Source organism: Streptomyces sp. NPDC044064, assembly GCF_056434245.1.
The window spans coordinates 79,273-101,196 of record NZ_JBWKFN010000019.1; the positions used below are offsets into that span (position 1 = coordinate 79,273).

Sequence of the window (21,924 nt, forward strand, 5' to 3'; positions counted from 1 at the left end):
CCAAATTGGTGTGTATCGATCAGGCAACGGATCTCGCTTTGGGCTGGGTGACGCGCGTAGAAACCTGTCATGCATAAATCACAGCGGATCGCGGCGATCGCTGCCGCCTGCGCGCTCGCCGGTGGCGCCCTGTACGGCGCCGGCGCGGCCACGGCCGGTCAGTCGACGGCGAACTCGACCCACGAGCCCTACAACATCGGGCTCCTGGTGAAGGACATCGACACCTACTACGGCACCACCGCCGACAGCAACGGCGTCTACCAGGCGTCCCCGGACAGCCCGTACGCCAAGGACCTGGCGCGCATCGACGCCGACGCCAAGCGCTACATCGACAAGGCGGCCCGCAAGGCGCACCGCCACGGCGAGAAGCCGGCCGTCGTCTTCGACATCGACGACACGCTGCTGCTCAGCCTCGACTACGAGAAGCGCTACAACTACACGTACAACGGCACCACCTGGGCCGACTACGTGAACAAGGCCGACCGTCCGGCCGTGTTCGGCAGCCCCGAGCTGGTCCAGTACGCCGAGTCCAGGGGCGTCGAGGTCTTCTACAACTCCGGTCTCAGCGAGGCGCAGCGCACCGCCGCCGTCGAGAACCTGAAGAAGATCGGCGCCGATGTGAACCTCGACGCCGACCACATGTTCCTCAAGGACAAGGCCAACCCGCCGGCCTACCTGGGCGACTGCGCCACCCCGGGCACCTGGACCTGCACGACGGTGCAGTACAAGTCCGGTACCCGCAAGCACATCGAGGACGACCTGGGGTACGAGGTCATCGCCAACTTCGGCGACCAGTACTCGGACCTGGACGGCGGCTACGCCGACCGTACCTACAAGCTGCCGAACCCGACCTACTTCGTCTCCTGACGGTCATCCGTAGGTCCTGAGCAGCCGCTCGTACTCGGCCCCCGTCACCGGCAGAACCGTGCCGTGGCGGGGGCTGGCGGGCAGCGCGTAGTCCGTGGACCGGGTCCACCTGCCCGAGGCCAGGTCGGTGGTCTCGAAGGGTACGTAGCCGCGCAGGCCGTACTCGTCGATGAACAGGTACCACTTCTTCCCGGTGTTGGACCTGAACACGGTCGGTCCCTCGCCCCGCTGGACGGAGCCGCTGCCGATGCAGTCGGAGACGAAGTCGTACGTCGTGTCGGTCAGGTTCCGCGACTTCTCCGCCGTGATGAACTTCGAGCAGGGCGAGCTGGAGCTCGGGTCCCGCTCGTCCTTGGTGAAGCGGTAGTACGTCCCCTTGTCCTTGATCACCGTCGAGTCGATGACCGAGTAGCCCGGGTCGTCCCAGACCTTCGGCTCGCTGAAGGTGCGGAAGTCCCTGGTCGTCGCGTAGAGCATCCGGTTGTACGTCGAGCCGGTGTGGCCGGGGTCGTCGGCGGCGTACAGCTTCGACGCCCAGAAGAGCACGTACTCGTGCAGCCGGTCGTCCCAGTAGGCCTCCGGGGCCCAGGTGTTGCCCGCGTTGTCCGGGGCCACCTGCACCAGCCGCTGGTCGGTCCAGTGCACCAGGTCGGTGGACTCCCGGACCATGACGGACTTGCTGCCGTGCCGCTGGACGTAGTCCCAGCTGCCGCTGCTGTTCCGGTACATCCGCAGGTCGGTGGCGATCAGATAGAACCTGTCGCCCTTGGGGGAGCGGATCACGAACGGATCGCGCAGGCCCTTCTCGCCGATGGTCGACGTCAGCACCGGTTCGCCCGCGTTCAGCTCCCGCCAGTGCAGCGGGTCGTTGCCCTGGCTGAGGGCGTAGCGGATCTGCTCGCCGTCGGCGGTGCCCTCGCCGGTGAAGTAGGCGAAGAGATAGCCCGCGTACCGGGGGTGCCGTGGCTGCGCGGAGCCCGGCGGGGCGGTCAGCAGGGTGAAGAAGAGGGCGGCCAGAAGAGGGGCCAGCAGGGTTCTGGTTCTGAGGCGCATGGCAGTCCTGTGTGGGTTTGGGGATTTCTGTTGATCGGTGCGCGCTCTCGGAGTGTGGCCAGTGAGGAACAGCGCGTCAATCGGTGTGCGGGCGAGCGGGGCAGTCGAAAGTTTCGGTTGTTTTCGCGCGGGGCGCGGCAACCTGTTCCGGCCGTTGCGGCGACTGGACTGCGTCCCAACCGCCCAGGAAAGGAAAGGCCGGTGCGGCAGAGCACCGGACGTCACCGCAGGACGCGCACCCTCTCGAACCTGGACAGTCACGGCAACTACGACGCCTCCGGGCACGGCCAGAACGCCGACGGCATCGCCATCGAGTTCGGCTCCGGCACCGGCAACCGGGTCACCGGCGCCCGTCTGTACAACAACTCCGACGACGGCCTCGACCTGTGGCAGTTCTCCTCACCCGTCACCGTCGAGCACAGCTGGGCCTTCGGCAACGGCAGGAACCGGTGGGGGGACTCCGCCTTCGAGGGCAACGGCAACGGGTTCAAACTGGGCGGGGGAGGTGTCGCGGTCGCGCATGCCGTCAACAACAACGCGGCCTGGGGCAACTCTCTCAACGGGTTCACCGAGAACTCCAACACCGGCGCGATCGTGCTGAACCGCAACACCGCGTACGCGAACGCTCAGGCTGGCTTCTTCTTCGAGACCGGGAAGGCCCGGCCGGCGCGGAACCTGGCGGTGGGCAACAAGGGGGGCCCGGCGAAGCTGAGTTCGCGCACTGTCTCCGCCGCCGACAACTGGGACAACGAGGTGAGTACGCCCGCGTTCAGGTCCACGGATGCCACGACGGCGCACGGCGCCCGCAGGGCGGACGGCTCCCTGCCGACGACGACCTTCCTCACCACGGGCTCCACCACGATCGGCTCGACGATGAACTAGCCGCTCCGAGCGCCGAGTTCTGACAGAGCCGCACGTCGCCGTGCGAACGCCCCCGCCGGTCGTCACCGGCGGGGGCGTTCCACTGCCGGCCGAGGGGGGCTCAGGCCGACAGGTCCATGTGGTCGGACGACGTGCCTTCCACGCACTGGAAGAGACGTCGGACTCGAACGTGTGGTTGTCTCCCCGGTGCGAGTACGAACCCCTTCGAGATCTTCTACGAGTCGCCCGCGCCGTCCGTGTGCGCCGCGAAGTCGCCGCCCACCGCGCGCTGTGTGCCGTCCGCCGTGGCCCTGACCGTGTAGCTGTCGTCCTTCGCGTCCCGGCCGCCGCGCTCGTGGTTGTACTGCCCGGCGAACACCCACTCGCCCTTGGGTACCGTACGGCCCTCCTTGAGCACCCAGGTGTAGACCAGGAAGCCGTCCCGTTCGCCGACGGTCAGGGTGAAGTCCTGCTCCGGCAGCGAGCGCCAGGCGCCGGCCGAGCCGACCCCGCCGGTCTGCGCCACCTTCAGCTGCACGGTGAGGGAGGTGAGCTGCTCGCTCGCCTTGAGCGTGACGTTGCTCTGCGCCCAGAAGTCGTTGCTGTGCGGGTCCACCGAGCCGTCCGACCACAGCGGGCCGTCCGTCTCGCCGGCGGCCGGCGGCACGACGGGGGCGGAGGCGGAGGGCGTCGAGGAGGGGGAGTTGCTCGGCCTGTGCGTCCTGGGCGCCCTGCTCGGCGCCGGGTCCACCGGCAGAGCCGGGGCCCGGCTCGTCGTGTCCGGCGAGGGTGTGGGCGTCGGTGAGACCGCGACCGTCTGCTGCGGGGCGGTGGTGTGGTCCTTGACCGCGGCCGCCACCGCGTACCCGCCGATCGCGAGGACCCCGGCGACCGCAGCGGTGGCGCCGGCCACGCGCACCCAGCCGAACACCGGCGGTCGTACGGCCCGGTGGTCGGGGCGGCCCTTCGCGGCCATGCCCCGCTCGATTCGGGCCAGGATGCGCGCGCGGTCGGGTTCGTGGGCCTCGGCCGCCTCGTGCAGCCGGGCGCGCAGCTCGTCGTGCACGTCCTGCTGCCTCATCGGTTCCCTCCTCCGCTCTCGCCGCCGCGCGCCATCGCCGCGTGCACCCTCTGCGGAACACCCTGGGTGCCGAGCAGGCGCTGCAATTCGGCCATGCCCTTGGACGTCTGGCTCTTCACCGTACCCACCGACACTCCGAGGGCGAGTGCGGTGTCCTTTTCCGACAGGTCGAACGCATGCCGAAGTACCACACATGCGCGTTTGCGGAAGGGCAGGCGGCGCAGCGCGGACTGCACGTCCACCACGCCCGCGACGTCCGGGTTCTCGGTCTTCTCCTCGCGGTGCGACCAGAACAGCGCGATCCGGCGCCGCTCGCGCACCGCGCTGCGGATCCGGGTGCGGGCCAGGTTGGCGACCACGCCCCGCGCGTACGCCACCGGGTGGTCGGCCGCGCGCACCCGGTCCCAGCGGTGCCACAGCGCCAGCAGCGCGTCCGCGGCCAGGTCGTCGGAGGCGTCGGCCTCGCCGGTCAACAGGTGGGCGAGACGGGAGAGTTCGGCGTAGTGCTGTGCGAAGAAGGCATGGAACTCCACGGAGGCGGCGTCGTCGACGACAGAGCCCACGTGTGACCTCTTCTCGGTGCAACTCTGTGAGTGTCATGTGAATGACATGCGAACGTCCGGCGGAGCCCAGGACGGAGATCCGGAAGCGTAGCAGTGAACGCTTTCTGCCAGCCGTACGGGGGGCCGGACGCCGTATGGCACACCGAACCCGATTCCGTAACACGTCGAAAACCTGAAACGGGTTCAACACGGGAACAATCCAGCCAGCATCCGCACACGCTCATCAGGCAACGAGGAGTGGGACCATGTCTGAGACGCAGAAGGTGGACCAGCGGCCGGATGCCGCGCCACCTGCCGGGAACAGCGTCGACCGGTACTTCAGAATCTCCGAGCGGGGATCGACCTTCGGCCGGGAGATACGCGGCGGCTTCGCCACGTTCTTCACCATGGCCTACATCCTTGTCCTGAATCCGATCATCCTGGGCAGCGCCAAGGACAAGTTCGGCCACTCCCTCGACACCGGCCAACTCGTCACCGCCACCGCGCTGGTGGCCTGCGTGATGACGATCATCATGGGTGTCGGCGGCAACCTCCCGCTCGCGATCGCCGCCGGCCTCGGCCTCAACGCCGTCGTCGCCTTCCAGCTCGCCCCGCTGATGAGCTGGTCCGACGCGATGGGCCTGGTGGTCCTGGAAGGCCTCGTGATCTGCCTGCTGGTCCTCACCGGGCTCCGGGAAGCGATCATGAACGCGATCCCGCAGCAGCTGAAGCAGGCCATCGGCGTCGGTATCGGCCTGTTCATCGCCTTCATCGGCTTCGTCGACGCCGGGTTCGTCAGCCGCATCCCGGACGCCGCGCACACCACCGTCCCGGTGCAGCTCGGCGCCGTGGGCCGCCTCACCGGCTGGCCCGTGCTGGTCTTCTGCCTCGGCGTCCTGCTGACCGTCGCGCTGCTCGCCCGCAAGGTGAAGGGGGCGATCCTCATCAGCATCGTGACGATGACGGTCGTCGCGATCGGCATCGACGCCGTCGCCGACATCAAGAACTGGGGCCTGACCACCCCGAAGGTCCCGGACAAGCTCGTCGCCACCCCGGACTTCGGGCTCGTCGGTCACTTCAGCCTGTTCGGCGGCTTCGCCAAGGCCGGCGTCCTCACCGCCGTCCTGCTGGTCTTCACCCTCATCCTGTCCGACTTCTTCGACGCCATGGGCACCATCGTCGGCATCAGCGCGGAGGCCGGACTGCTCGACGAGAAGGGGCAGGTGCCCGGCATCGGCCGCGTGCTGTTCATCGACGGCGCCGCCGCCGTCGCCGGCGGTGTCGGCTCCGCCTCCTCCAACACCGCCTACATCGAGTCCGCGGCCGGTGTCGGAGAGGGCGCCCGCACCGGCTTCGCCAACCTGGTCACCGGCGGCCTCTTCGGCCTCGCGCTCTTCCTCACCCCGCTGCTGACGATCGTCCCGCTGCAGGCGGCGGCGCCCGCGCTGATCGCGGTGGGCTTCCTGATGATGACCCACGTCAAGCACATCGACTGGGACGAGTACGAGATCGCCGTCCCGGCGTTCCTCACCATCGCCGCGATGCCGTTCACGTACTCGATAACCGACGGCATCGGCGCCGGCTTCCTGTCCTACGTGGTCATCAAGACGGTCCTCGGCAAGGCGAAGGAGGTCAACTGGCTGCTCTGGGGCGTCTCGGCGCTGTTCCTGGTCTACTTCGCGATCGATCCGGTGGAGCAGATCCTGGGCGTGAAGTAGAACGGAGGCGGGGGCGGTCGTGCCGGGCCGCCCCCGTCCCGCCGGCTACTTGAGCGCTGCCTGCATCATCGCCTTCGCCACCGGCGCCGCCAGCCCGTTACCGCTCACCTCGGACCGTGCCGCGTCCGACTGCTCCACCATCACCGCGACGGCGACCTCCTTGCCGCTGCTGTCCGACTTGCCGTACGAGGTGAACCAGGCGTACGGCGTCTTGCTGTTGTTCTCGCCGTGCTGGGCGGTACCGGTCTTGCCGCCGACGGTCACCCCGTCGATCAGCGCGTTCGTGCCGGTGCCGTCCTTCACCACCGTCTCCATCGCCGACCGCAGCTGCTCGGCGGTGGAGGAGCTCACGATCTCCTTGGTGTCCGCGCTGTCGTCGTAGTCCTTGAGCACATCGCCGCCGCTGTCGGTGATCTGCGAGACCATGTGCGGCGAGACCAGCTTGCCGCCGTTGGCTATGGCCGCGGACACCATGGCCATCTGGAGCGGGGTGGCGGTGACGTCGAACTGGCCGATGCCCGAAAGGGCCGTCTGCGCCTTGTCCAGGTTCGAGGGGTAGACGCTGGCGTAGGCCCGCACCGGCACGTCCTGCTCGTCGTCGTTGAAGCCGAACTTCTCGGCCATCGCCCTCACCTTGTCCTGGCCGAGGTCGACGGCCATCTTGCCGAAGACGTTGTTGCAGGAGTAGCGCAGCGCGACCCGGATGGACGCGTTCTTGCACGGGGCCGACTTGTTCTCGTTCTCCAGCACCCGTGTGGTGCCCGGCAGGGTGTACGGGTCCGGGCTGTCGGTGGGGGCGTCCACGTTCTTGTACAGCCCGTCCTCCAGCGCGGCGGCCGCCACGACCAGCTTGAACGTCGAGCCCGGTGGCAGCGGCTGGCGCAGCGCCCGGTTGGTGAGCGGCTTGTCCTTGTCCGCGTTGAGCTTCTTCCAGGCCACCCCCGCCGTGTTCGCGTCGGTCAGCTGCGCGGGGTCGTAGGACGGGGTCGACACCACGGCGAGGATCTTGCCGGTCTTCGGGTCGACGGCGACCGCCGCGCCCTTGTTGCCGCCGAGGGCGTCGTAGGCCGCCCTCTGGACGGCCGGATCGATCGTGGTGAGCACGTCGCCCGGGTCGGCACGCTCACCGGTGACCGTGTCCATCACGCTCTTGAGCCGGTTGTCCGTGCCGTTGAGGAGGTCCTGGTAGATGCCCTCCAGCTGGGTCGGGGCGTAGGCCTGCGAGGCGTAGCCCGTCACCGGCGCGTACAGCCTGCCGTTCTTGTACGTCCGTTTGTACGCGAGGTCGCTGCCCTTCGTCCGCGCCGAGCCGGTGATCGCGTCCCCGGCCACGATGATGTTCCCGAGCGGCTGTGAGTACGTCTCGATGACGTTGCGCCGGTTGTCGTTGTCGTCCGCGAGGGCCTTGCCGTCGTAGAACTGCACCCAGGTCGCCCTGACCAGCAGGGCGAGCACGAGCAGCAGAGCGAAGACGGACGCCCGCCTGATCGTCTTGTTCATGCCGTTCGTGAAGACGAGCGAGACCGGGGCGATCGTTCCCGTACGTCCCTTTTTCTCATCGCACGTTCAGAAAACCGGCCTCGTACGCGGCGATCACCGCCTGGGTCCGGTCCCGGGCACCCGTCTTGGCCAGCACCGCCGCGACGTGCGACTTGACGGTGGCGGGGCCGACGTCCATGCGCCGGGCGATCTCCGCGTTGGTCAGCCCGGCGGCCATGTGCCGCAGCACCTCGTTCTCCCGTCCGGTGAGCCTGCTCACCCACGCCGGAGGTGCGGGCGCCGTGCGCGCGTGCTCGGCCGCGAGGGCGCGTACGGCCGACGGGAACAGCAGGCTGTCGGTGTGCGCGACCAGCCGTACCGCCTGGACGAGCGCGTCGGCGTCCGCCCGCTTCAGCAGGAACCCGGCGGCTCCGGCGCGCAGCGCGTCGTACACGTAGGAGTCGTTCTCGAAGGTGGTCACGACCACGACCCGGGGCGGCTCGTCGAGGGTGGCGAGGATCTGCTCGGTGGCCCGGATGCCGTCCACCTCCGGCATCCGCACGTCCATGAGGACGACGTCGGGGCGCAGCTCACGGACCACGGACACCGCCTCGGCGCCGGTCGCCGCCTCGCCGACCACCTCCAGGCCGGGCTCGGCGGAGAGGATGGCGCGCAGGGCGGTGCGGACCATGCGCTCGTCGTCGGCGAGGACGATCCGGATGGCGGGCCGGGTCATGCCCGCCCTTTCGTCGGTCACGTGGATCCCTTCAGCGGCAGTCGGACGTGCAGGTGCCAGGTGCCGTTCTCGGCCACCGCCCGGGAGGTGCCGCCGAGCAGCCGTACCCGGTCGGCGATGCCGCGCAGACCGTGGCCGCCGCCGGGCCGGGGAGCGGGGCGGACGCCGAGGGGGTTCTCGACGGAGATGTCCAGGTGGCCGTCGACGGTGGCGATGCGGAGGGCGACCGGTTCGCCGGCGTGCTTGAGGGCGTTGTTCAGACCCTCCTGGACGATCCGGTACGCCTCCCGGGAGACCATCGGGGGCAGGGCGGCGGGCCCGGTGTCGACGGTGGCGGTGACCCGCTGCCCGCCCGCCCGGGTCCGGCGCAGCAGCCCGTCCAGGTCCGCCGCCAGGGTCGGGGCGGGAGCGGTGCCCGGGGCGTCGCCGTCCCGCAACACGCCCAGTACGGCGTCCAGTTCGCCGACCGTGCGCCGGGTGGTGTCCTCGATGGCGGCCAGCGCCTCGCGGACGAAGTCCGGGTCGGTGTCCAGGACGCGGCGGGCGGCGCTCGCCTGCAGGGTCACGGCGCTCAGCGCGTGTCCGACGGAGTCGTGCAGCTCGCGGGCGAGCCGGTTGCGTACGGCGAGGTCGGCGGCCCGGGCCTCGGCCGCGGCGAGCCGGTCGGCGGGGCCGGGCCCGAGCAGGGCGGGCGCCCAGTGGGCGAGCAGCGCGCCGCAGACGGCGACGCAGCCGGCGAGGGCGATCAGCATGGCGAGTCCGGCGACCGGACAGAGCGCCAACGCCCAGCCGTGCTCAAGGACTTCGGGTGTGCCGAGCCGGGTGTCGCGCAGTTCCTGGAACAGGGGCAGCAGCATGAGGAACACCGCGAACGGCGGTACGGCCAGCGACATCCCGGAGATGATCCCGCCGAGGCCCAGGTGCAGGGTGAACCAGGCGGCCGTACGCCCCCGTTCGGACCGCGTCCGGGCCGGTCCGTGGGCGAGGGCGTCCCCCTCGATGCCGCACAGGGCGCGGGCGGCGCCGGCCTCGAGCGGGCGGGTCAGCGGAAACAGCGAGGTCACGGTGGCGATCGGCAACCCGACCACGAACGAGCCGAGTTGCAGGGGCAGGGACCCGAACACGTCGTCCACACCGGTGAGCGGACCGACGATCACCGAGCCGACGAGGACGTACGGCATCGCGAGCGCGCCGCCGAGGATCAGATGGATCCAGCGGCGCCGGGCCCGCCCGCCGAAGAGGAGTCCGGGCGCCCGGTTCACCGTGGGGTCCTGGCCGAACGGTCCGCGAAGTGGTGGGCGGCGACGGTCGCCACGAGCAGGCCGACGATCATCTGCACAGCGTAGGTGAGGCTCATCGCCGGTGTCGGGCGATGGGCGAGATCGTGTGAGGTCACCAGGGCGCCGAGCGCCATCCAGCCGCCCCAGCAGGCGACCGCCCCGGATCCGACCCAGGCCAGGGCGAGCGGCACGGTGACCGGCAGTCCGCGGCCGCGGCGGAAGGCGAGCTGCCAGGCGCCGGTGACGGCGGCGGCGAGGAATCCGGCGTAGACGGCCTCCATGAGCCGGCCGCCGCCGATGTTCCGCCCGGAGGTGACCCCGCAGGCCCACAGCAGCCGCAGCGTGCCCGGGACGAGCGCGAGCAGTGCCGCCGTCACGACGGTGGTCCGCTGCGCGGCCGCCGTGCCGTGCGCGGGCAGCTCCCGCACCCGTCCCCGCCACAGATGGCCCCACCGCTCGCGGGCGTACCCGACGAAGAGCACCCCGAGAGCGAGCCCCTGCACGATGAACCCCCCGTACACGACCCCGAACACCCACCCGTCGAGGAACGGCCGGTCGGCACCGCTGTCCGAGCCCCCCTGCACGACCATCTGGAGCGGAAAGCCCACCATGATCGGTGCGAGCAGTCCCGTGGCGATCCACATCGGCACCGCGAGCACCCAGGCGGGCACCCGCCGCCCCCACGCCTGGGTGAGCAACAGCGCCAGCACGATGACGGCGGCGTCCATCAGTACGGTGAGCCCGTTGGCCAGCGCCATGACCATGCGGTGCTCCAGCAGCGGACTCCCGTCCGGGATGCCGAGATGACTCCCGGCGATCCAGGCGAGCTTGAGCGACAGATAGGGCAGACAGGAGACGATGGCCACGAGCCGCAGCACGGGGCGGAGCCGCAGGCCGGCGGCGTCGGTGGTGGTCGAGGAAGTCATGCCTCAACGCTCCCGCGGACACGGGCCTGCCCACTTCCTGCGTGACGACGATCCGTCTCCGCCGCCCGGCGGAGACGCCGTCCTCCTCACAGCCTCCGGGTGGCCAGCGTCAGGCGGTCCCGCGCGTCGAACAGGGCGTCCTTGATCATCTGTTCGTGGGCGGGGGTCAGGCGGGCCACCGGGACCGAGCAGCTGATGGCGTCGCGGGCGGGGGTGCGGTACGGGATGGCCACGCCGAAGCAGCGCAGGCCCAGCGTGTTCTCCTCGCGGTCCACGGCGAAGCCCTGCTCGCGTACCTGGTGGAGTTCCTCGATCAGCTTCTCGCGGTCGGTGATCGTGTGCTCGGTCAGGGCGGGGAGGGTCTCCGGGAGGAGCTTGCGGACCTGCTCGTCGGTGTGGGTGGCGAGCAGCGCCTTGCCGAGCGAGGTGGAGTGGGCGGGCAGCCGGCGGCCGACGCGGGTGAAGGGGCGCAGGTAGTGCTGGGACTGGCGGGTGGCCAGATAGACGACGTTCGTACCGTCCAGGCGGGCCAGGTGGATGGTCTCCGTGGTGTCGTCGGAGAGGCGGTCCAGGGTCGGGCGGGCCGCCGCCACCACCTCGTCGCCGTCGATGTAGGAGGTGCCCACGAGCAGTGCCCGCACCCCGATGCCGTACCGCGTCCCCGTCGCGTCCGTCTCCACCCAGCCCAGCTCCACGAGCGTGCGCAGCAGCATGTACAGGCTGGACTTGGGGTAGCCCACGGCCTCCTGGACGGCCGCGAGGGAGTGCATACCGGGCTTGCCGGCGAAGTACTCGAGCAATTCAACGGTCCGCACCGCGGACTTGACCTGCGCCCCGCCTGTCTCGCCTGCCGACATCGCCGTTGACCCCTTCGTTCGACGAGGACCTGGATATATAGTCTCCGAGCAGCGTATTCATCATCAGAGACAGCGTTCAGTATATCGAACGCGACTGATGGTTGACCCAGGAAGTGCGGCCTTACTTGGAGGGACCCGCGGTGGCAGCAGCACCAGTCTGGAGTGTCGACCCGCGCACCGGGAAGCAGCGTGAACAGGTTGCGGTGGAGGCCACAGCCCAGGAGGTGGACGCGACCGTCAGGGCGGCACACGCCGTGCGCGGTGCCCTCGCCGACCGCACCGTCCGCTCCGCCTTCCTGCGCTCGGCCGCCGCGGGCCTGAACGCGGCGAAGGACGGCCTGATCGAGACCGCCGACGCCGAGACCGCCCTCGGCCCGGTCCGGCTGACCGGCGAACTCGCCCGTACGGCATACCAGTTGCGGGCCTTCGCCGACATCGTCGACGAGGGCGCCTTCCTGGACGTCATCATCGACCACCCCGACGACACCGCCACCCCGCCCATACCGGACCTGCGCCGCTACAAGGTCCCGCTGGGCGTCGTGGCCGTCTACTCCGCCTCCAACTTCCCCTTCGCCTTCTCCGTGGCGGGCGGCGACACCGCGAGCGCGCTCGCCGCGGGCTGCCCGGTGGTCGTCAAGGCCCACCCGGACCACCCGGCCCTGTCCGAGCTGGTCGCCAAGGTGCTGCGCCGGGCCGCCGCCGAGCACGGCATCCCCGAAGGGGTCGTCGGCCTGGTGCACGGCTTCGAGGCGGGCGTCGAGCTGATCGGGCACCCGCTGGTCGCCGCCGCGGGCTTCACCGGCTCCGTGCGCGGTGGGCGTGCCCTGTTCGACGCGGCAGCCGCGCGCCCGGTGCCGATCCCGTTCCACGGTGAGCTGGGCTCGCTGAACCCGGTCCTGGTGACCGAGGCGGCGGCGGCCGAGCGGGCGGAGGCGATCGGGTCCGGTCTCGCCGGTTCCATGACGCTGGGCGTCGGCCAGTTCTGCGTCAAGCCGGGTCTGGTGCTGGTGCCGTCCGGTGCGGCGGGCGACGGCCTGGTCAAGGCGCTCACGGACGCCGTCAGCGACACCGACGCGGGTGTCCTCCTCGACCACCGCATGCGGGACAACTTCGTCGCGGGCGTCGCCGAGCGGGCGCAGCTGCCCGAGGTGGACTCGCCGGTCACGCCGGGCGCGGGCGGCGAGCACACGGTCAGCGCGGGGTTCCTCACGGTGCCCGCGAGCAGGCTGGCCGAGCGGGGCGCCCACGACCTGCTGCTGGAGGAGTGCTTCGGACCGGTGACCGTGGTGGCCAGGTACGAGGACGAGGGCGAGGCGACGGCGGTCCTGTCCCGGCTGCCGGGCAACCTCACGGCGACCGTCCAGCTGTCGGCCGAGGAGGCCGCCGGGGAGGGCAGGGGCGCCGAGCTGCTCGCCGAGCTGACTCCGCTGGCCGGGCGCGTGCTGGTGAACGGATGGCCGACGGGCGTGGCCGTGGCTCCGGCCCAGCACCACGGCGGTCCGTACCCGGCGACCACCTCCACGTCCACGTCCGTGGGCGGCACGGCCGTCGAGCGGTGGCTGCGGCCCGTCACCTACCAGGGCGCGCCGGTGGCCCTGCTGCCGCCGGAGCTGCGGGACGACAACCCGCTGGGTCTCCCGCGGCGGTTCAACGGCGGCCTCGAGCGCTGAACGCGTTCACGAGACGGATAAAAGGGAACCTGCGAGACTCGCGGAATGGACGTGGAACTTCCCGAACTCCCTTTCCCTCTTCGGACCTACGGGCTCGACGGCAACTGGTCCTACGAGGGAGGTGTGCTCACCGGATGGGCCGGGCCCCGGCAGGACCGGTTCGTCACGCCCACCGGTGAGGCCCTGGAGCCCGCCTCCGACGCGCCCCGGCTGCTCGGGGCGCCCGAGGGCGACTTCCAGCTGATAGCACGGGTCACCGTCGGGTTCGGCGCCGCCTTCGACGCCGGAGTGCTCTACGTCCACGTCGGCGAACGCGCCTGGGCCAAGCTCTGCCTGGAGTACTCCCCGGACGTGCCCGCCGTCTGCACGGTGGTCACCCGCGGACACTCCGACGACGCGAACTCCTTCACCGTGGAGGGGAGTTCGGTGTGGTTGCGGGTCAGCCGGACCGGACGGGCCTTCGCCTTCCACGCCTCCCGGGACGGCGAGCGCTGGACCTTCGTCCGGCTCTTCACCCTCGGCGAGGAGAAGGAGACCGGCGCGGCGCTGATCGGCTTCATGACCCAGTCGCCGATGGGCGAGGGGTGTGTGGTGACCTACGACCACATCGAGTTCCGGCTCGGCTGGCCGGACGATCTGCGGGACGGCAGCTGAGGGTGAGGGGCGGGGCGGGCGTGGAACCGGGGCCGGTGCCCCCCACGTCCTCCGTTGCATGATCAGTGAACGCGTGAACGGCGCCCTGGTGATCCGCACCGCCCTGCCCGTGGAGGCCGAGACCATCGCCGATCTGCACTTCCGGGCCAGGTCGACGTACTACCCGGACGGCGTCCCCCAGGGTGACGTCGACTGGGCCGAGGCCTGGCGCGGCTCCATCCGGCGGCCCGACGGCCATGTGCTGTGCGCCGTCGAACAGGGCCGGATCGTCGGCGTCGCCTCCTTCCGCACCGGCGACGGCGCACCAGCGGAAACGGTCAAGCTGTTCCAGTTCCACGTCGACCCCGGCCACTGGCGCGCGGGTATCGGTACGGCCCTGCACGCGGCCTGCGTGGAGGAGTGGCGGGCCGACGGCAAGCGGACCGCCGTGCTCGACGTCCATGTGGACAACGCCCGGGCCCAGGACTTCTACACCCGGCAGGGCTGGATCCCCGACCCGGAGAACCCGCCCGCCGAGGACGATCACCACCTCTACCTGCGCTTCTCCGTGGCCGGGGAATGAACATCGCTGCTTGAACGTTCACGTACTGGCTGGAGAGAGCCTCCGTGCCCGTACGACCTGGAGAGAGCCGAAGACATGCGCGTCGAGATCTGGAGCGACATCGCCTGCCCCTGGTGCTACGTGGGCAAGGCCCGCTTCGAGAAGGCGCTGGCTGCCTTCCCGCACCGCGACGACGTCGAGGTGGTGCACCGCTCCTTCGAGCTGGACCCGGACCGTGCCAAGGGCGACGTCCAGCCGGTGATCACCATGCTCACCAGGAAGTACGGCATGAGCGAGGCGCAGGCCCAGGCCGGCGAGGACAACCTGGGCGCCCAGGCCGCCGCGGAGGGCCTGGACTACCGCACCCGCGACCGCGACCACGGCAACACCTTCGACATGCACCGTCTGCTGCACTTCGCCAAGGACCAGGGCAGGCAGGACGAGCTGATCCAGATCCTGTACCGGGCGAACTTCGCCGAGGAGCCGTCCGTGTTCACCGGGGGCGACGAGCGCCTGGTGGAGCTGGCCGCCGAGGCCGGACTGGACGCCGAGGCCGCCCGCACGGTGCTCGCCGACCCGGACGCGTACGCCGACGAGGTCCGCGCCGACGAGCGCGAGGCCGCCCGGCTCGGCGCGAACGGCGTCCCCTTCTTCGTCCTGGACCGCACGTACGGCGTCTCCGGCGCCCAGCCCGCCGAGGTCTTCACCCAGGCGCTCACCCAGGCCTGGGGCGAGCGCTCCCCGCTGAAGCTGGTCGACCAGGGTGACGCCGAAGCCTGCGGCCCGGACGGGTGCGCGGTGCCGCAGCACTGAGAAACCGCAGGTCGGCGCGGACGTATAAGCGTCTCTAAGCGGATCCACGTAAAAATCGGCAATGGACTACGACTTCATCCGGCCGCAGAGTGGACCCATGGAGACCACGGAGACGTTCGAGAGCCTCGTCCGCGCCGAGTTCACCCCGAAGACCACCTACCTCAACACGGCCAGCAACAGCCTGCTGCCGGCCCGTACCGTCGCCGCCCTCCACGAGGCGGCGCTGCTGCGGGCCGAGGGCCGTCCGCTGACCCCGCTGTTCGAGGACGTCGAGGCCTGCCGGGCCGCATACGCCCGGATCGCCGGAGTCCCGGCCACCCGGGTCGCGGCGGGCGCCTCGGTCGCCGCGCACTCCGGCGTGATCGCCGCCTCGCTGCCCGCCGGGGCCGAAGTCCTCACCGCCGAGGACGACTTCACCTCCGTGCTGAACCCCTTCCACGTCCGCGGCGACCTCAAGGTCCGCGCGGTGCCGCTGGAGCGCGTCGCCGAGTCCGTCCGCCCGGACACCGCACTGGTCGCGGTGAGCGCCGCCCAGTCCGCCGACGGCCGCGTGGCCGACCTGGCCGCTCTGCGGGAGGCCGCCCGCGCGCACGGGGCGCGCACCTACGTCGACTTCTCCCAGGCCGCCGGCTGGCTGCCGATGGACGCGGACGCCTACGACTTCACCGCCACGGTCTCCTTCAAGTGGCTGCTCGGCCCGCACGGCGCGGCCTTCCTCACGGTCCCCGAGGACCTCGGCGGGCTCACCCCGCTGCTCGCGGGCTGGGTCGCGGCCGAGCAGCCGTGGGACAGCTGCTACGGCCCGGTCGGCGAACTCGCCCACTCCGCCCGGCGGTTCGACCTCACCCACGCCCTGTTCACCTACGCAGGGCTGCGCCGCTCCCTCGAACTCATCGAGGAGCTCGGCATGGCCGCCGTCCACGCCCACGACGTGGCCCTCGCCGACCGGTTCCGGGCCGGGCTCGCCACTCTCGGCCACGCACCGGTGCCCGCCCCCGGATCGGCGATCGTCTCGGTCCCCGGGCTCGGCGGCCGCCAGCCCGGGCTGAGCCGCGCCGGCATCGAGGTCTCCGACCGCGCGGGCAACCTGCGCGCGTCCTTCCACCTGTTCAACACGTCCGCGGACGTGGACCGCCTGCTGGACGCGCTGTCCGGCTGACACGACCGGACCGGGACCTCCCGTCCCACACGAGGAGGCCCCGGCCCGGTGCTCTCGGGGGTTACTTCACCGGCGTGAAGTCCCGTGCACCGATGCTGCATCTTCCGGGGGGCAACCCCCGGACCCCCGGCCGGATCCGGCTGACCGAAGAGGAGTGAAATCCCTTGCTCCGATGAACGTGGGCCGGCGCACCGGCGCCGCGAACGGCTCCACCGCCGCGTTCTCCACGCTGTTGAACACGATGAAGACGTTGCTGCGCGGGAACGGCGTGATGTTGTCGCCGGACCCGTGCATGCAGTTGCAGTCGAACCAGGTCGCCGAGCCGGCCCTGCCGGTGAACAGCCGGATGCCGTACTCGCTCGCCATCTTGGTCAGCGCCTCGTCGGACGGGGTGCCCGCGTCCTGCATCTGCAGCGACTTCTTGTAGTTGTCCTCGGGCGTGGCCCCGGCGCAGCCCAGGAACGTCCGGTGCGAGCCCGGCATGATCATCAGGCCGCCGTTGGTGTCGTGGTTCTCGGTCAGCGCGATCGAGACGGACACCGTGCGCATGTTCGGCAGACCGTCCTCGGCGTGCCAGGTCTCGAAGTCCGAGTGCCAGTAGAAGCCGCTCGCCCCGAAGCCCGGCTTGACGTTGATCCGGGACTGGTGGACGTAGACGTCGGAGCCGAGGATCTGCCGGGCACGGCCGACCACCCGCTCGTCGCGGACCAGGTTCGCGAACACCTGGCTGATCCGGTGCACCTCGAAGACGGAGCGGATCTCCTGCGACTTCGGTTCGACGATCGAGCGCTCGTCGGCCCGGGTCGCCGGGTCCGCGATCAGCCGGTCCAGCTCGGCCTTGTAGACCTCGACCTCGCCGGGGGTGATCAGCTGGTCGATGGCGAGGAACCCGTCACGCTCGAACGACTGGAGGTCGGCGGTCGCGATCGGGCCGGGCGTCTCCGGGGAGCCCCACACGACCGGGTCCTGGCGGGGGACGGTCACCTCGGCGGGGCCCCGGCTGGGGTACAGGTCGGTGACGTCGGTCATGGGAGTCACACCTCCTCGGGCTCGGTGAGCAGGGGATAGACGCCGTTCTCGTCGTGGTCCTCCCGTCCGGTGACGGGCGGGTTGAAGACGCAGATGCAGCGGAAGTCCTCCTTGACGCGCAGGGTGTGCCGCTCGTGCCCGTCGAGGAGGTACATGGTGCCGGGAGTGATCGTGTACGTCTTCCCGGTCTCACGGTCGGTGAGTTCGGCCTCGCCCTCGACGCAGACGACGGCCTCGATGTGGTTGGCGTACCACATCGACGTCTCGGTCCCGGCGTACAGGACGGTTTCGTGCAGGGAGAAGCCGACGCGCTCCTTGGCGAGGACGATCCGCTTGCTCTCCCAGGTGCCGGACTTCGCCCGCACATGCCGGTCGGTGCCTTCGATGTCCTTGAAAGATCGGACGATCACGGTGGTGCACAGCCTCCTTGCTAGATGGTTTCCCGGACGGCACGGGCGAGGGTGCTCAGCCCCTCGTCCAGTTCGTCGGCGGTGACGGTGAGGGCGGGCAGCAGCTTGACGACCTCGCCCTCCGGGCCGGACGTCTCGATGAGCAGCCCGAGTTCGAAGGCCCGCCGGGCGACCCGCCCGGCCCGTTCCTTGTCGTGGAACTCCAGGCCCCAGACGAGACCGCGGCCGCGGTACTCCTTCACGTCGGCGAGGTTCTCCTCGGTGATGGAGATCAGCGCCTGTTCGATCTGCTCGCCGCGGGCGCGGGTCTGCTTCTCCATCGCGGAGCCGTCGGTCCAGTACGTCTCCAGGGCCGCGGTGGCGGTGACGAACGCGGGGTTGTTGCCGCGGAAGGTGCCGTTGTGCTCGCCCGGCTCCCAGACGTCGAGTTCGGGCTTGAACAGGCACAGCGACATCGGCAGTCCGTATCCGCTGATCGACTTGGACACCGTGACGATGTCGGGCGTGATGCCCGCCTCCTCGAAGGAGAAGAACGCGCCCGTACGGCCGCAGCCCATCTGGATGTCGTCGACGATGAGCAGCATGTCCTGCCGCTCGCACAGCTCGGCGAGCGCCCGCAGCCACTCCGGGCGGGCGACGTTGATGCCGCCCTCGCCCTGCACGGTCTCCACGATCACGGCCGCGGGCTTGTTGAGGCCGGACCCCTGGTCCTCCAACAGCCGCTCGAACCAGAGGAAGTCCGGGACCGTGCCGTCGAAGTAGTTGTCGAACGGCATGGGCGTGCCGTGCACCAGCGGGATGCCGGCGCCGGCCCGCTTGAAGGCGTTGCCGGTGACGGCGAGGGAGCCCAGCGACATGCCGTGGAAGGCGTTCGTGAACGACACGATCGCCTCCCGCCCCTTCACCTTCCGGGCGAGCTTCAGCGCGGACTCGACGGCGTTGGTGCCGGTCGGGCCCGGGAACATGACCTTGTACGGCAGGTCGCGCGGGCGCAGCACCAGATTCTGGAAGGTCTGCAGGAAGCTCCGCTTGGCCGTGGTCGACATGTCCAGGCCGTGGGTGACGCCGTCCCGGGACAGATAGTCGATCAGCGCCCGTTTCAGGACCGGGTTGTTGTGGCCGTAGTTGAGTGAGCCGGCCCCGGCGAAGAAGTCGAGGTACGCGTGGCCGTCCTCGTCGTACATCCGGCTGCCCTGCGCACGGTCGAACACGGTGGGCCAGTTGCGGCAGTAGCTGCGCACCTCGGACTCGACCGTCTCGAAGACGCTGAGGTCGGGCTGGGTGATGGTCACGGTGAATTGCTCCTCAGTGCGCGGTGGGGGTCAGCGGGCCGATGCGGTACAGCACTTCGGGGTCGTGCGGGCCGTCCGGGAACAGGTCGGCGGGGAACAGCACCTCACGGGCCAGGTCCGCTCCGTGGCGGGTGGCGAACGAGGCGAACAGCCGCTCGGAGGCGGTGTTCCCGGGGGTGATGGTGGTCTCGACGCGGGTGATGCCGAGCTCGGCGGCGAGCCGGGCGGTCAGTCCGTCCAGCAGGGCGGCGGCGATGCCCAGACCCCGGTGGGCGGAGTCGACGGCGACCTGCCAGACGAGCAGGGTGCCGGGGCGGTCCGGCCGCACGTACCCGGTGACGAAACCGACGGGCTCGCCGTCCGCGCCGCGCGCCACCGCCGAGGTGCCGGCGAAGTCCCGGCACCACAGCAGATAGCTGTACGAGGAGTTCAGGTCGAGGGTTTTCGATTCCTTGGCGAGACGCCAGAGTGCGGCTCCGTCGGACACCGTCGGTCGGTCGATGAGTAGGTCTGCTGGTCGGGCAGTCATGCCGCAGAAATTTAGCGAGGCAAATTCAAAATTGCACGGCAGGGTTGGCGGAGGCGGTCGCCGAGGTCAGAGAAATGTCCGAGTTATCCCACATCAAACTATGACAAAACGCCCTCGATGTGGAGTGTGTCACAGCCCGGAAATCCCTACGGAATCTTGTTGTTTAGTCTTGCAAAAAGCGGGCAGAAGAATACGGGAAGCTGCGCTCGAATGAATTCCGGAAATAGAGGCCGTAATTTATGTGGGTCGTGTGAATTGAGCCCGAATGCAGCGAGGTGAGGGGCGGGGTGGAGGCGAAGGGCGGTATGCGCATCACCGGAGCCGAGGGCTCACGCGGCCGGCTCGGCCCCTTCGGCCGCCCGCAGGGCACCCGGCACGTCCACGTCCAGCCCCCGCTCGGCCAGTGCGGCGCCCAGTGCCGTGAGGCAGCTGCGCACCGCGCCCGGCGTGGCGTCCGCGCCGTAGTGGTTGACCCGGATCATCTCCTCGGCCAGGGCCCCGCCACCCGCGGCCAGCGGCAGTGCCGGGTCGGCCGCCAGCGCCCGTGCCACCAGCTCCGAGGCCACCACACCCGCCGGAGTCCGCAGCGTCGTCGCCACCGGCGCCGCGTGCTTCGCCTCGTACACGTACGGCTCCAGGCCTCCACCGAGGGCCGTCACACCGGCGCGCACGGCCAGCGCGGCGTCGCGGTGCCGGGCCATCACCGTCCCGAGGCCCACCGACTCGATCCGCTCCAGGCACGCCTCCAGCGCCAGCATCTCCAGCTGGGCGGGTGCGTGCAGCAGCGCCTTGCGGCCGCCGTCGATCCAGCGCTCCTTCCAGTCGAGGAGAGAGAGGTAGGAGCGGCGCGGGGCGTTCGGGTTGGCCGCCATGCGGGCCCACGCCCGCTCGCTCACCGAGATCGCCGACACGCCCGCCGGGCCGCCCATCGCCTTCTGTGCGCCGATCACGCACAGGTCCACGCCCCACGCGTCCGGCAGCACCGGCTCCGCCCCGACGGAGGCGACCGCGTCCAGGTAGAACAGCGCGCCGTGCTCCCGTACCTCGCCGATCTCCGCGACCGGGTTGGTGTTGCCGGTCGCCGCCTCCGCGTGGACGAGGGACACGAAGTCGATCTCCGGGTGGGCGGCGAAGGCCTCCCGGACCAGCTCGGCCGTCACCGCGGTGCGGAAGGGCACCGCGAGGTCGTGCACCGTCGCGCCCGCGTCCCGGAGCCAGTCGCCGAACGTCCGGCCGTACGGGCCCGTGATCACGTTCAGTGCCGTCGTGCCGGGGCCGGCGGCCGCGCGGATGGCGCCCTCCAGCGGCAGCAGCGCCTCACCCTGGGTGATCACGACGTCCTGCCGGGTGTCCAGCAGCCGGGCCACCCGGTCCTCGACGGCCGCGAACCGTTCGGCGCTCAGCGGGGGCAGATCGAGGAAGGGGTGGCTCACGGCGCTGCTCTCTTCGTTCAGGGGCGTCCAACGGGTGCGACTCCATCGATCTTAAGTCGAAAGGCTCCGTAACCATCGGTTTGGTTTGAGAGACTCAAACTCTTCCTTATAATCGGAACCCACAGTTCCCCCACAGGGAGATCCCCCCATGAAAACGCTCCTCGGACGCCGGACCCGCATCCTGGCCGCCACCACCGCGACGGCCGGGCTCGTGCTCGTGGCCGGCTGCTCCTCCGGCGGCTCGGAGAGCGGCAAGACCACCGTCAAGGGCGTCCACCTCGTCAAGGCCGGTCAGCTGACCACCTGCACCCACCTGCCGTACCCGCCGTTCCAGTCGGAGATCAACGGCAAGGTGCAGGGCTTCGACGTCTCCCTGATCGACCTCGTCGCCAAGAACCTGGGCGTCAAGCAGCAGATCCTCGACACACCGTTCGAGAACTTCAAGACCGGTGCCTTCCTCAATTCCGGGCAGTGCGACCTCGCCGCCGCCGGCATGACCATCACCGCCGAGCGCAAGAAGAACGTCGACTTCTCCGACCCGTACTTCGACGCCACCCAGGCCGTCCTCGTCGACAAGAAGGCCGGCGTGAACTCGCTCGCCGACGTCAAGGCCAAGGGCAAGAAGCTCGGCGCCCAGGCGCAGACGACGGGCGAGGACTACGCCAAGAGCAAGGGCTTCGACCCGGTCTCCTTCCACTCCTCCGACGCGGTCCTCAACGGTCTGCGCACCGGCCAGGTCCAGGCCGTCGTCATCGACTACCCGGTCGTCCAGGGCTGGCTGAAGGACAAGGCCAACGCCGACGCCTTCAAGATCGTCGACAACCTCAACACCGGTGAGCAGTACGGCTTCACGGTGAAGAAGGGCAACACCGCGCTGCTCGCCGCCGTCAACAAGGCCCTCAAGGACGCCAAGGCCGACGGCACCTACAAGAAGATCTACGAGCAGTGGATCGGCCCGTACGACGCCTCCGCCGCCTCGCCGTCCGCCTCCTGA

At 70.2% G+C, this 21,924-nt stretch carries 19 protein-coding genes and 3 pseudogenes; 9 read left to right on the forward strand and 13 right to left on the reverse strand.

Annotated features, from left to right (window positions below; all coding sequences use genetic code 11):
- Positions 1-69: 69 nt before the first annotated feature.
- A complete protein-coding gene (locus tag AC07DS_RS28655; protein ID WP_479149840.1) occupies positions 70-867 on the forward strand; it encodes an HAD family acid phosphatase in 798 nt (265 codons plus the stop codon).
- Positions 868-876: 9 nt separating this feature from the next.
- Here the strand turns inward: AC07DS_RS28655 and AC07DS_RS28660 are convergent.
- Positions 877-1,920: pseudogene (locus tag AC07DS_RS28660) on the reverse strand (glycoside hydrolase family 43 protein); the annotation flags it as partial.
- Between the two features lie 240 nt (positions 1,921-2,160).
- Here AC07DS_RS28660 and AC07DS_RS28665 point away from each other — a divergent pair.
- A pseudogene (locus AC07DS_RS28665) lies at positions 2,161-2,802 on the forward strand (right-handed parallel beta-helix repeat-containing protein); the annotation flags it as partial.
- A gap of 214 nt (positions 2,803-3,016) precedes the next feature.
- On the opposite strand, the gene AC07DS_RS28670 reads toward AC07DS_RS28665, so the two are convergent.
- A complete protein-coding gene (locus tag AC07DS_RS28670; protein ID WP_479149842.1) occupies positions 3,017-3,862 on the reverse strand; it encodes a hypothetical protein in 846 nt (281 codons plus the stop codon).
- Entirely contained in the window at positions 3,859-4,425 is a 567-nt protein-coding gene (locus AC07DS_RS28675) for a SigE family RNA polymerase sigma factor (protein WP_479149844.1), read from the reverse strand. The genes AC07DS_RS28670 and AC07DS_RS28675 overlap by 4 nt, the downstream gene beginning before the upstream one ends.
- A gap of 245 nt (positions 4,426-4,670) precedes the next feature.
- Between AC07DS_RS28675 and AC07DS_RS28680 the strand changes: the two genes are divergently transcribed.
- Positions 4,671-6,122 carry an NCS2 family permease gene (locus tag AC07DS_RS28680; RefSeq protein WP_479149846.1) on the forward strand — a complete coding sequence of 484 codons (1,452 nt, stop codon included), beginning with the start codon at positions 4,671-4,673 and terminating at the stop codon, positions 6,120-6,122.
- A gap of 45 nt (positions 6,123-6,167) precedes the next feature.
- Here the strand turns inward: AC07DS_RS28680 and AC07DS_RS28685 are convergent, their stop codons facing one another.
- The 5 genes from AC07DS_RS28685 to AC07DS_RS28705 all read right to left on the reverse strand — a co-directional run bounded on the left by AC07DS_RS28685 (position 6,168) and on the right by AC07DS_RS28705 (position 11,400).
- Positions 6,168-7,622 carry a peptidoglycan D,D-transpeptidase FtsI family protein gene (locus tag AC07DS_RS28685; RefSeq protein WP_479149848.1) on the reverse strand — a complete coding sequence of 485 codons (1,455 nt, stop codon included), beginning with the start codon at positions 7,620-7,622 and terminating at the stop codon, positions 6,168-6,170.
- A 55-nt stretch (positions 7,623-7,677) separates the two neighbouring features.
- Positions 7,678-8,337, reverse strand: a complete 660-nt coding sequence (locus AC07DS_RS28690; RefSeq protein WP_479150021.1) for a response regulator — start codon at positions 8,335-8,337, stop codon at positions 7,678-7,680.
- A gap of 17 nt (positions 8,338-8,354) precedes the next feature.
- Positions 8,355-9,599, reverse strand: a complete 1,245-nt coding sequence (locus AC07DS_RS28695; RefSeq protein WP_479149850.1) for a sensor histidine kinase — start codon at positions 9,597-9,599, stop codon at positions 8,355-8,357.
- Positions 9,596-10,543, reverse strand: coding sequence for a hypothetical protein (locus tag AC07DS_RS28700; RefSeq protein WP_479149852.1), 948 nt, complete (start codon positions 10,541-10,543; stop codon positions 9,596-9,598). Before AC07DS_RS28700 ends, AC07DS_RS28695 begins: the two co-directional genes overlap by 4 nt.
- Positions 10,544-10,629: 86 nt before the next feature.
- Positions 10,630-11,400 carry an IclR family transcriptional regulator gene (locus AC07DS_RS28705; RefSeq protein ID WP_145874802.1) on the reverse strand — a complete coding sequence of 257 codons (771 nt, stop codon included), beginning with the start codon at positions 11,398-11,400 and terminating at the stop codon, positions 10,630-10,632.
- Positions 11,401-11,540: 140 nt separating this feature from the next.
- Here AC07DS_RS28705 and AC07DS_RS28710 point away from each other — a divergent pair, with 140 nt between their 5' ends.
- The 5 genes from AC07DS_RS28710 (at position 11,541) to AC07DS_RS28730 (ending at position 16,237) form a co-directional block, all read left to right on the forward strand.
- Positions 11,541-13,070, forward strand: a complete 1,530-nt coding sequence (locus tag AC07DS_RS28710) for an aldehyde dehydrogenase (NADP(+)) (RefSeq protein ID WP_479149854.1) — start codon at positions 11,541-11,543, stop codon at positions 13,068-13,070.
- 45 nt (positions 13,071-13,115) lie between these two features.
- Positions 13,116-13,724: a DUF1349 domain-containing protein gene (locus AC07DS_RS28715; RefSeq protein WP_479149856.1), complete on the forward strand. Its 609-nt coding sequence runs from the start codon at positions 13,116-13,118 to the stop codon at positions 13,722-13,724.
- 58 nt (positions 13,725-13,782) lie between these two features.
- Positions 13,783-14,286, forward strand: coding sequence for an N-acetyltransferase family protein (locus AC07DS_RS28720; RefSeq protein WP_479149858.1), 504 nt, complete (start codon positions 13,783-13,785; stop codon positions 14,284-14,286).
- Between the two features lie 75 nt (positions 14,287-14,361).
- Positions 14,362-15,078 (forward strand): DsbA family oxidoreductase, encoded by a 717-nt coding sequence (locus tag AC07DS_RS28725; protein WP_479149860.1) that lies wholly within the window; start codon positions 14,362-14,364, stop codon positions 15,076-15,078.
- A 97-nt stretch (positions 15,079-15,175) separates the two neighbouring features.
- Positions 15,176-16,237 carry an aminotransferase class V-fold PLP-dependent enzyme gene (locus AC07DS_RS28730; protein WP_479149862.1) on the forward strand — a complete coding sequence of 354 codons (1,062 nt, stop codon included), beginning with the start codon at positions 15,176-15,178 and terminating at the stop codon, positions 16,235-16,237.
- A gap of 144 nt (positions 16,238-16,381) precedes the next feature.
- On the opposite strand, the pseudogene thpD reads toward AC07DS_RS28730, so the two are convergent.
- The 5 genes and pseudogenes from thpD to AC07DS_RS28755 all read right to left on the reverse strand — a co-directional run.
- Positions 16,382-17,266: pseudogene (thpD, locus tag AC07DS_RS28735) on the reverse strand (ectoine hydroxylase); the annotation flags it as partial.
- Between the two features lie 5 nt (positions 17,267-17,271).
- Complete coding sequence (locus AC07DS_RS28740) at positions 17,272-17,676, reverse strand: ectoine synthase (RefSeq protein ID WP_145874792.1); 405 nt, start codon at positions 17,674-17,676, stop codon at positions 17,272-17,274.
- A 20-nt stretch (positions 17,677-17,696) separates the two neighbouring features.
- Entirely contained in the window at positions 17,697-18,968 is a 1,272-nt protein-coding gene (ectB, locus tag AC07DS_RS28745; RefSeq protein ID WP_479149864.1) for a diaminobutyrate--2-oxoglutarate transaminase, read from the reverse strand.
- A 13-nt stretch (positions 18,969-18,981) separates the two neighbouring features.
- On the reverse strand, positions 18,982-19,497 hold the full coding sequence (ectA, locus tag AC07DS_RS28750; protein WP_479149866.1) for a diaminobutyrate acetyltransferase: 516 nt from the start codon (positions 19,495-19,497) through the stop codon (positions 18,982-18,984).
- Positions 19,498-19,826: 329 nt separating this feature from the next.
- Complete coding sequence (locus AC07DS_RS28755; RefSeq protein WP_479149868.1) at positions 19,827-20,930, reverse strand: pyridoxal-phosphate-dependent aminotransferase family protein; 1,104 nt, start codon at positions 20,928-20,930, stop codon at positions 19,827-19,829.
- Positions 20,931-21,078: 148 nt separating this feature from the next.
- Here AC07DS_RS28755 and AC07DS_RS28760 point away from each other — a divergent pair, with 148 nt between their 5' ends.
- Positions 21,079-21,924: a transporter substrate-binding domain-containing protein gene (locus AC07DS_RS28760; protein WP_479149870.1), complete on the forward strand. Its 846-nt coding sequence runs from the start codon at positions 21,079-21,081 to the stop codon at positions 21,922-21,924.

Coding starts and splice junctions, on each gene's coding strand:
- AC07DS_RS28655 (WP_479149840.1), top strand. CDS start 70: ATGCATAAATCACAGCGGATCGCGGCGATCGCTGCCGCCTGCGCGCTC.
- AC07DS_RS28670 (WP_479149842.1), bottom strand. CDS start 3,862: ATGAGGCAGCAGGACGTGCACGACGAGCTGCGCGCCCGGCTGCACGAG.
- AC07DS_RS28680 (WP_479149846.1), top strand. CDS start 4,671: ATGTCTGAGACGCAGAAGGTGGACCAGCGGCCGGATGCCGCGCCACCT.
- AC07DS_RS28685 (WP_479149848.1), bottom strand. CDS start 7,622: ATGAACAAGACGATCAGGCGGGCGTCCGTCTTCGCTCTGCTGCTCGTG.
- AC07DS_RS28690 (WP_479150021.1), bottom strand. CDS start 8,337: ATGACCCGGCCCGCCATCCGGATCGTCCTCGCCGACGACGAGCGCATG.
- AC07DS_RS28700 (WP_479149852.1), bottom strand. CDS start 10,543: ATGACTTCCTCGACCACCACCGACGCCGCCGGCCTGCGGCTCCGCCCC.
- AC07DS_RS28705 (WP_145874802.1), bottom strand. CDS start 11,400: ATGTCGGCAGGCGAGACAGGCGGGGCGCAGGTCAAGTCCGCGGTGCGG.
- AC07DS_RS28715 (WP_479149856.1), top strand. CDS start 13,116: ATGGACGTGGAACTTCCCGAACTCCCTTTCCCTCTTCGGACCTACGGG.
- AC07DS_RS28720 (WP_479149858.1), top strand. CDS start 13,783: ATGATCAGTGAACGCGTGAACGGCGCCCTGGTGATCCGCACCGCCCTG.
- AC07DS_RS28725 (WP_479149860.1), top strand. CDS start 14,362: ATGCGCGTCGAGATCTGGAGCGACATCGCCTGCCCCTGGTGCTACGTG.
- AC07DS_RS28730 (WP_479149862.1), top strand. CDS start 15,176: ATGGAGACCACGGAGACGTTCGAGAGCCTCGTCCGCGCCGAGTTCACC.
- ectA (WP_479149866.1), bottom strand. CDS start 19,497: ATGACTGCCCGACCAGCAGACCTACTCATCGACCGACCGACGGTGTCC.
- AC07DS_RS28760 (WP_479149870.1), top strand. CDS start 21,079: ATGAAAACGCTCCTCGGACGCCGGACCCGCATCCTGGCCGCCACCACC.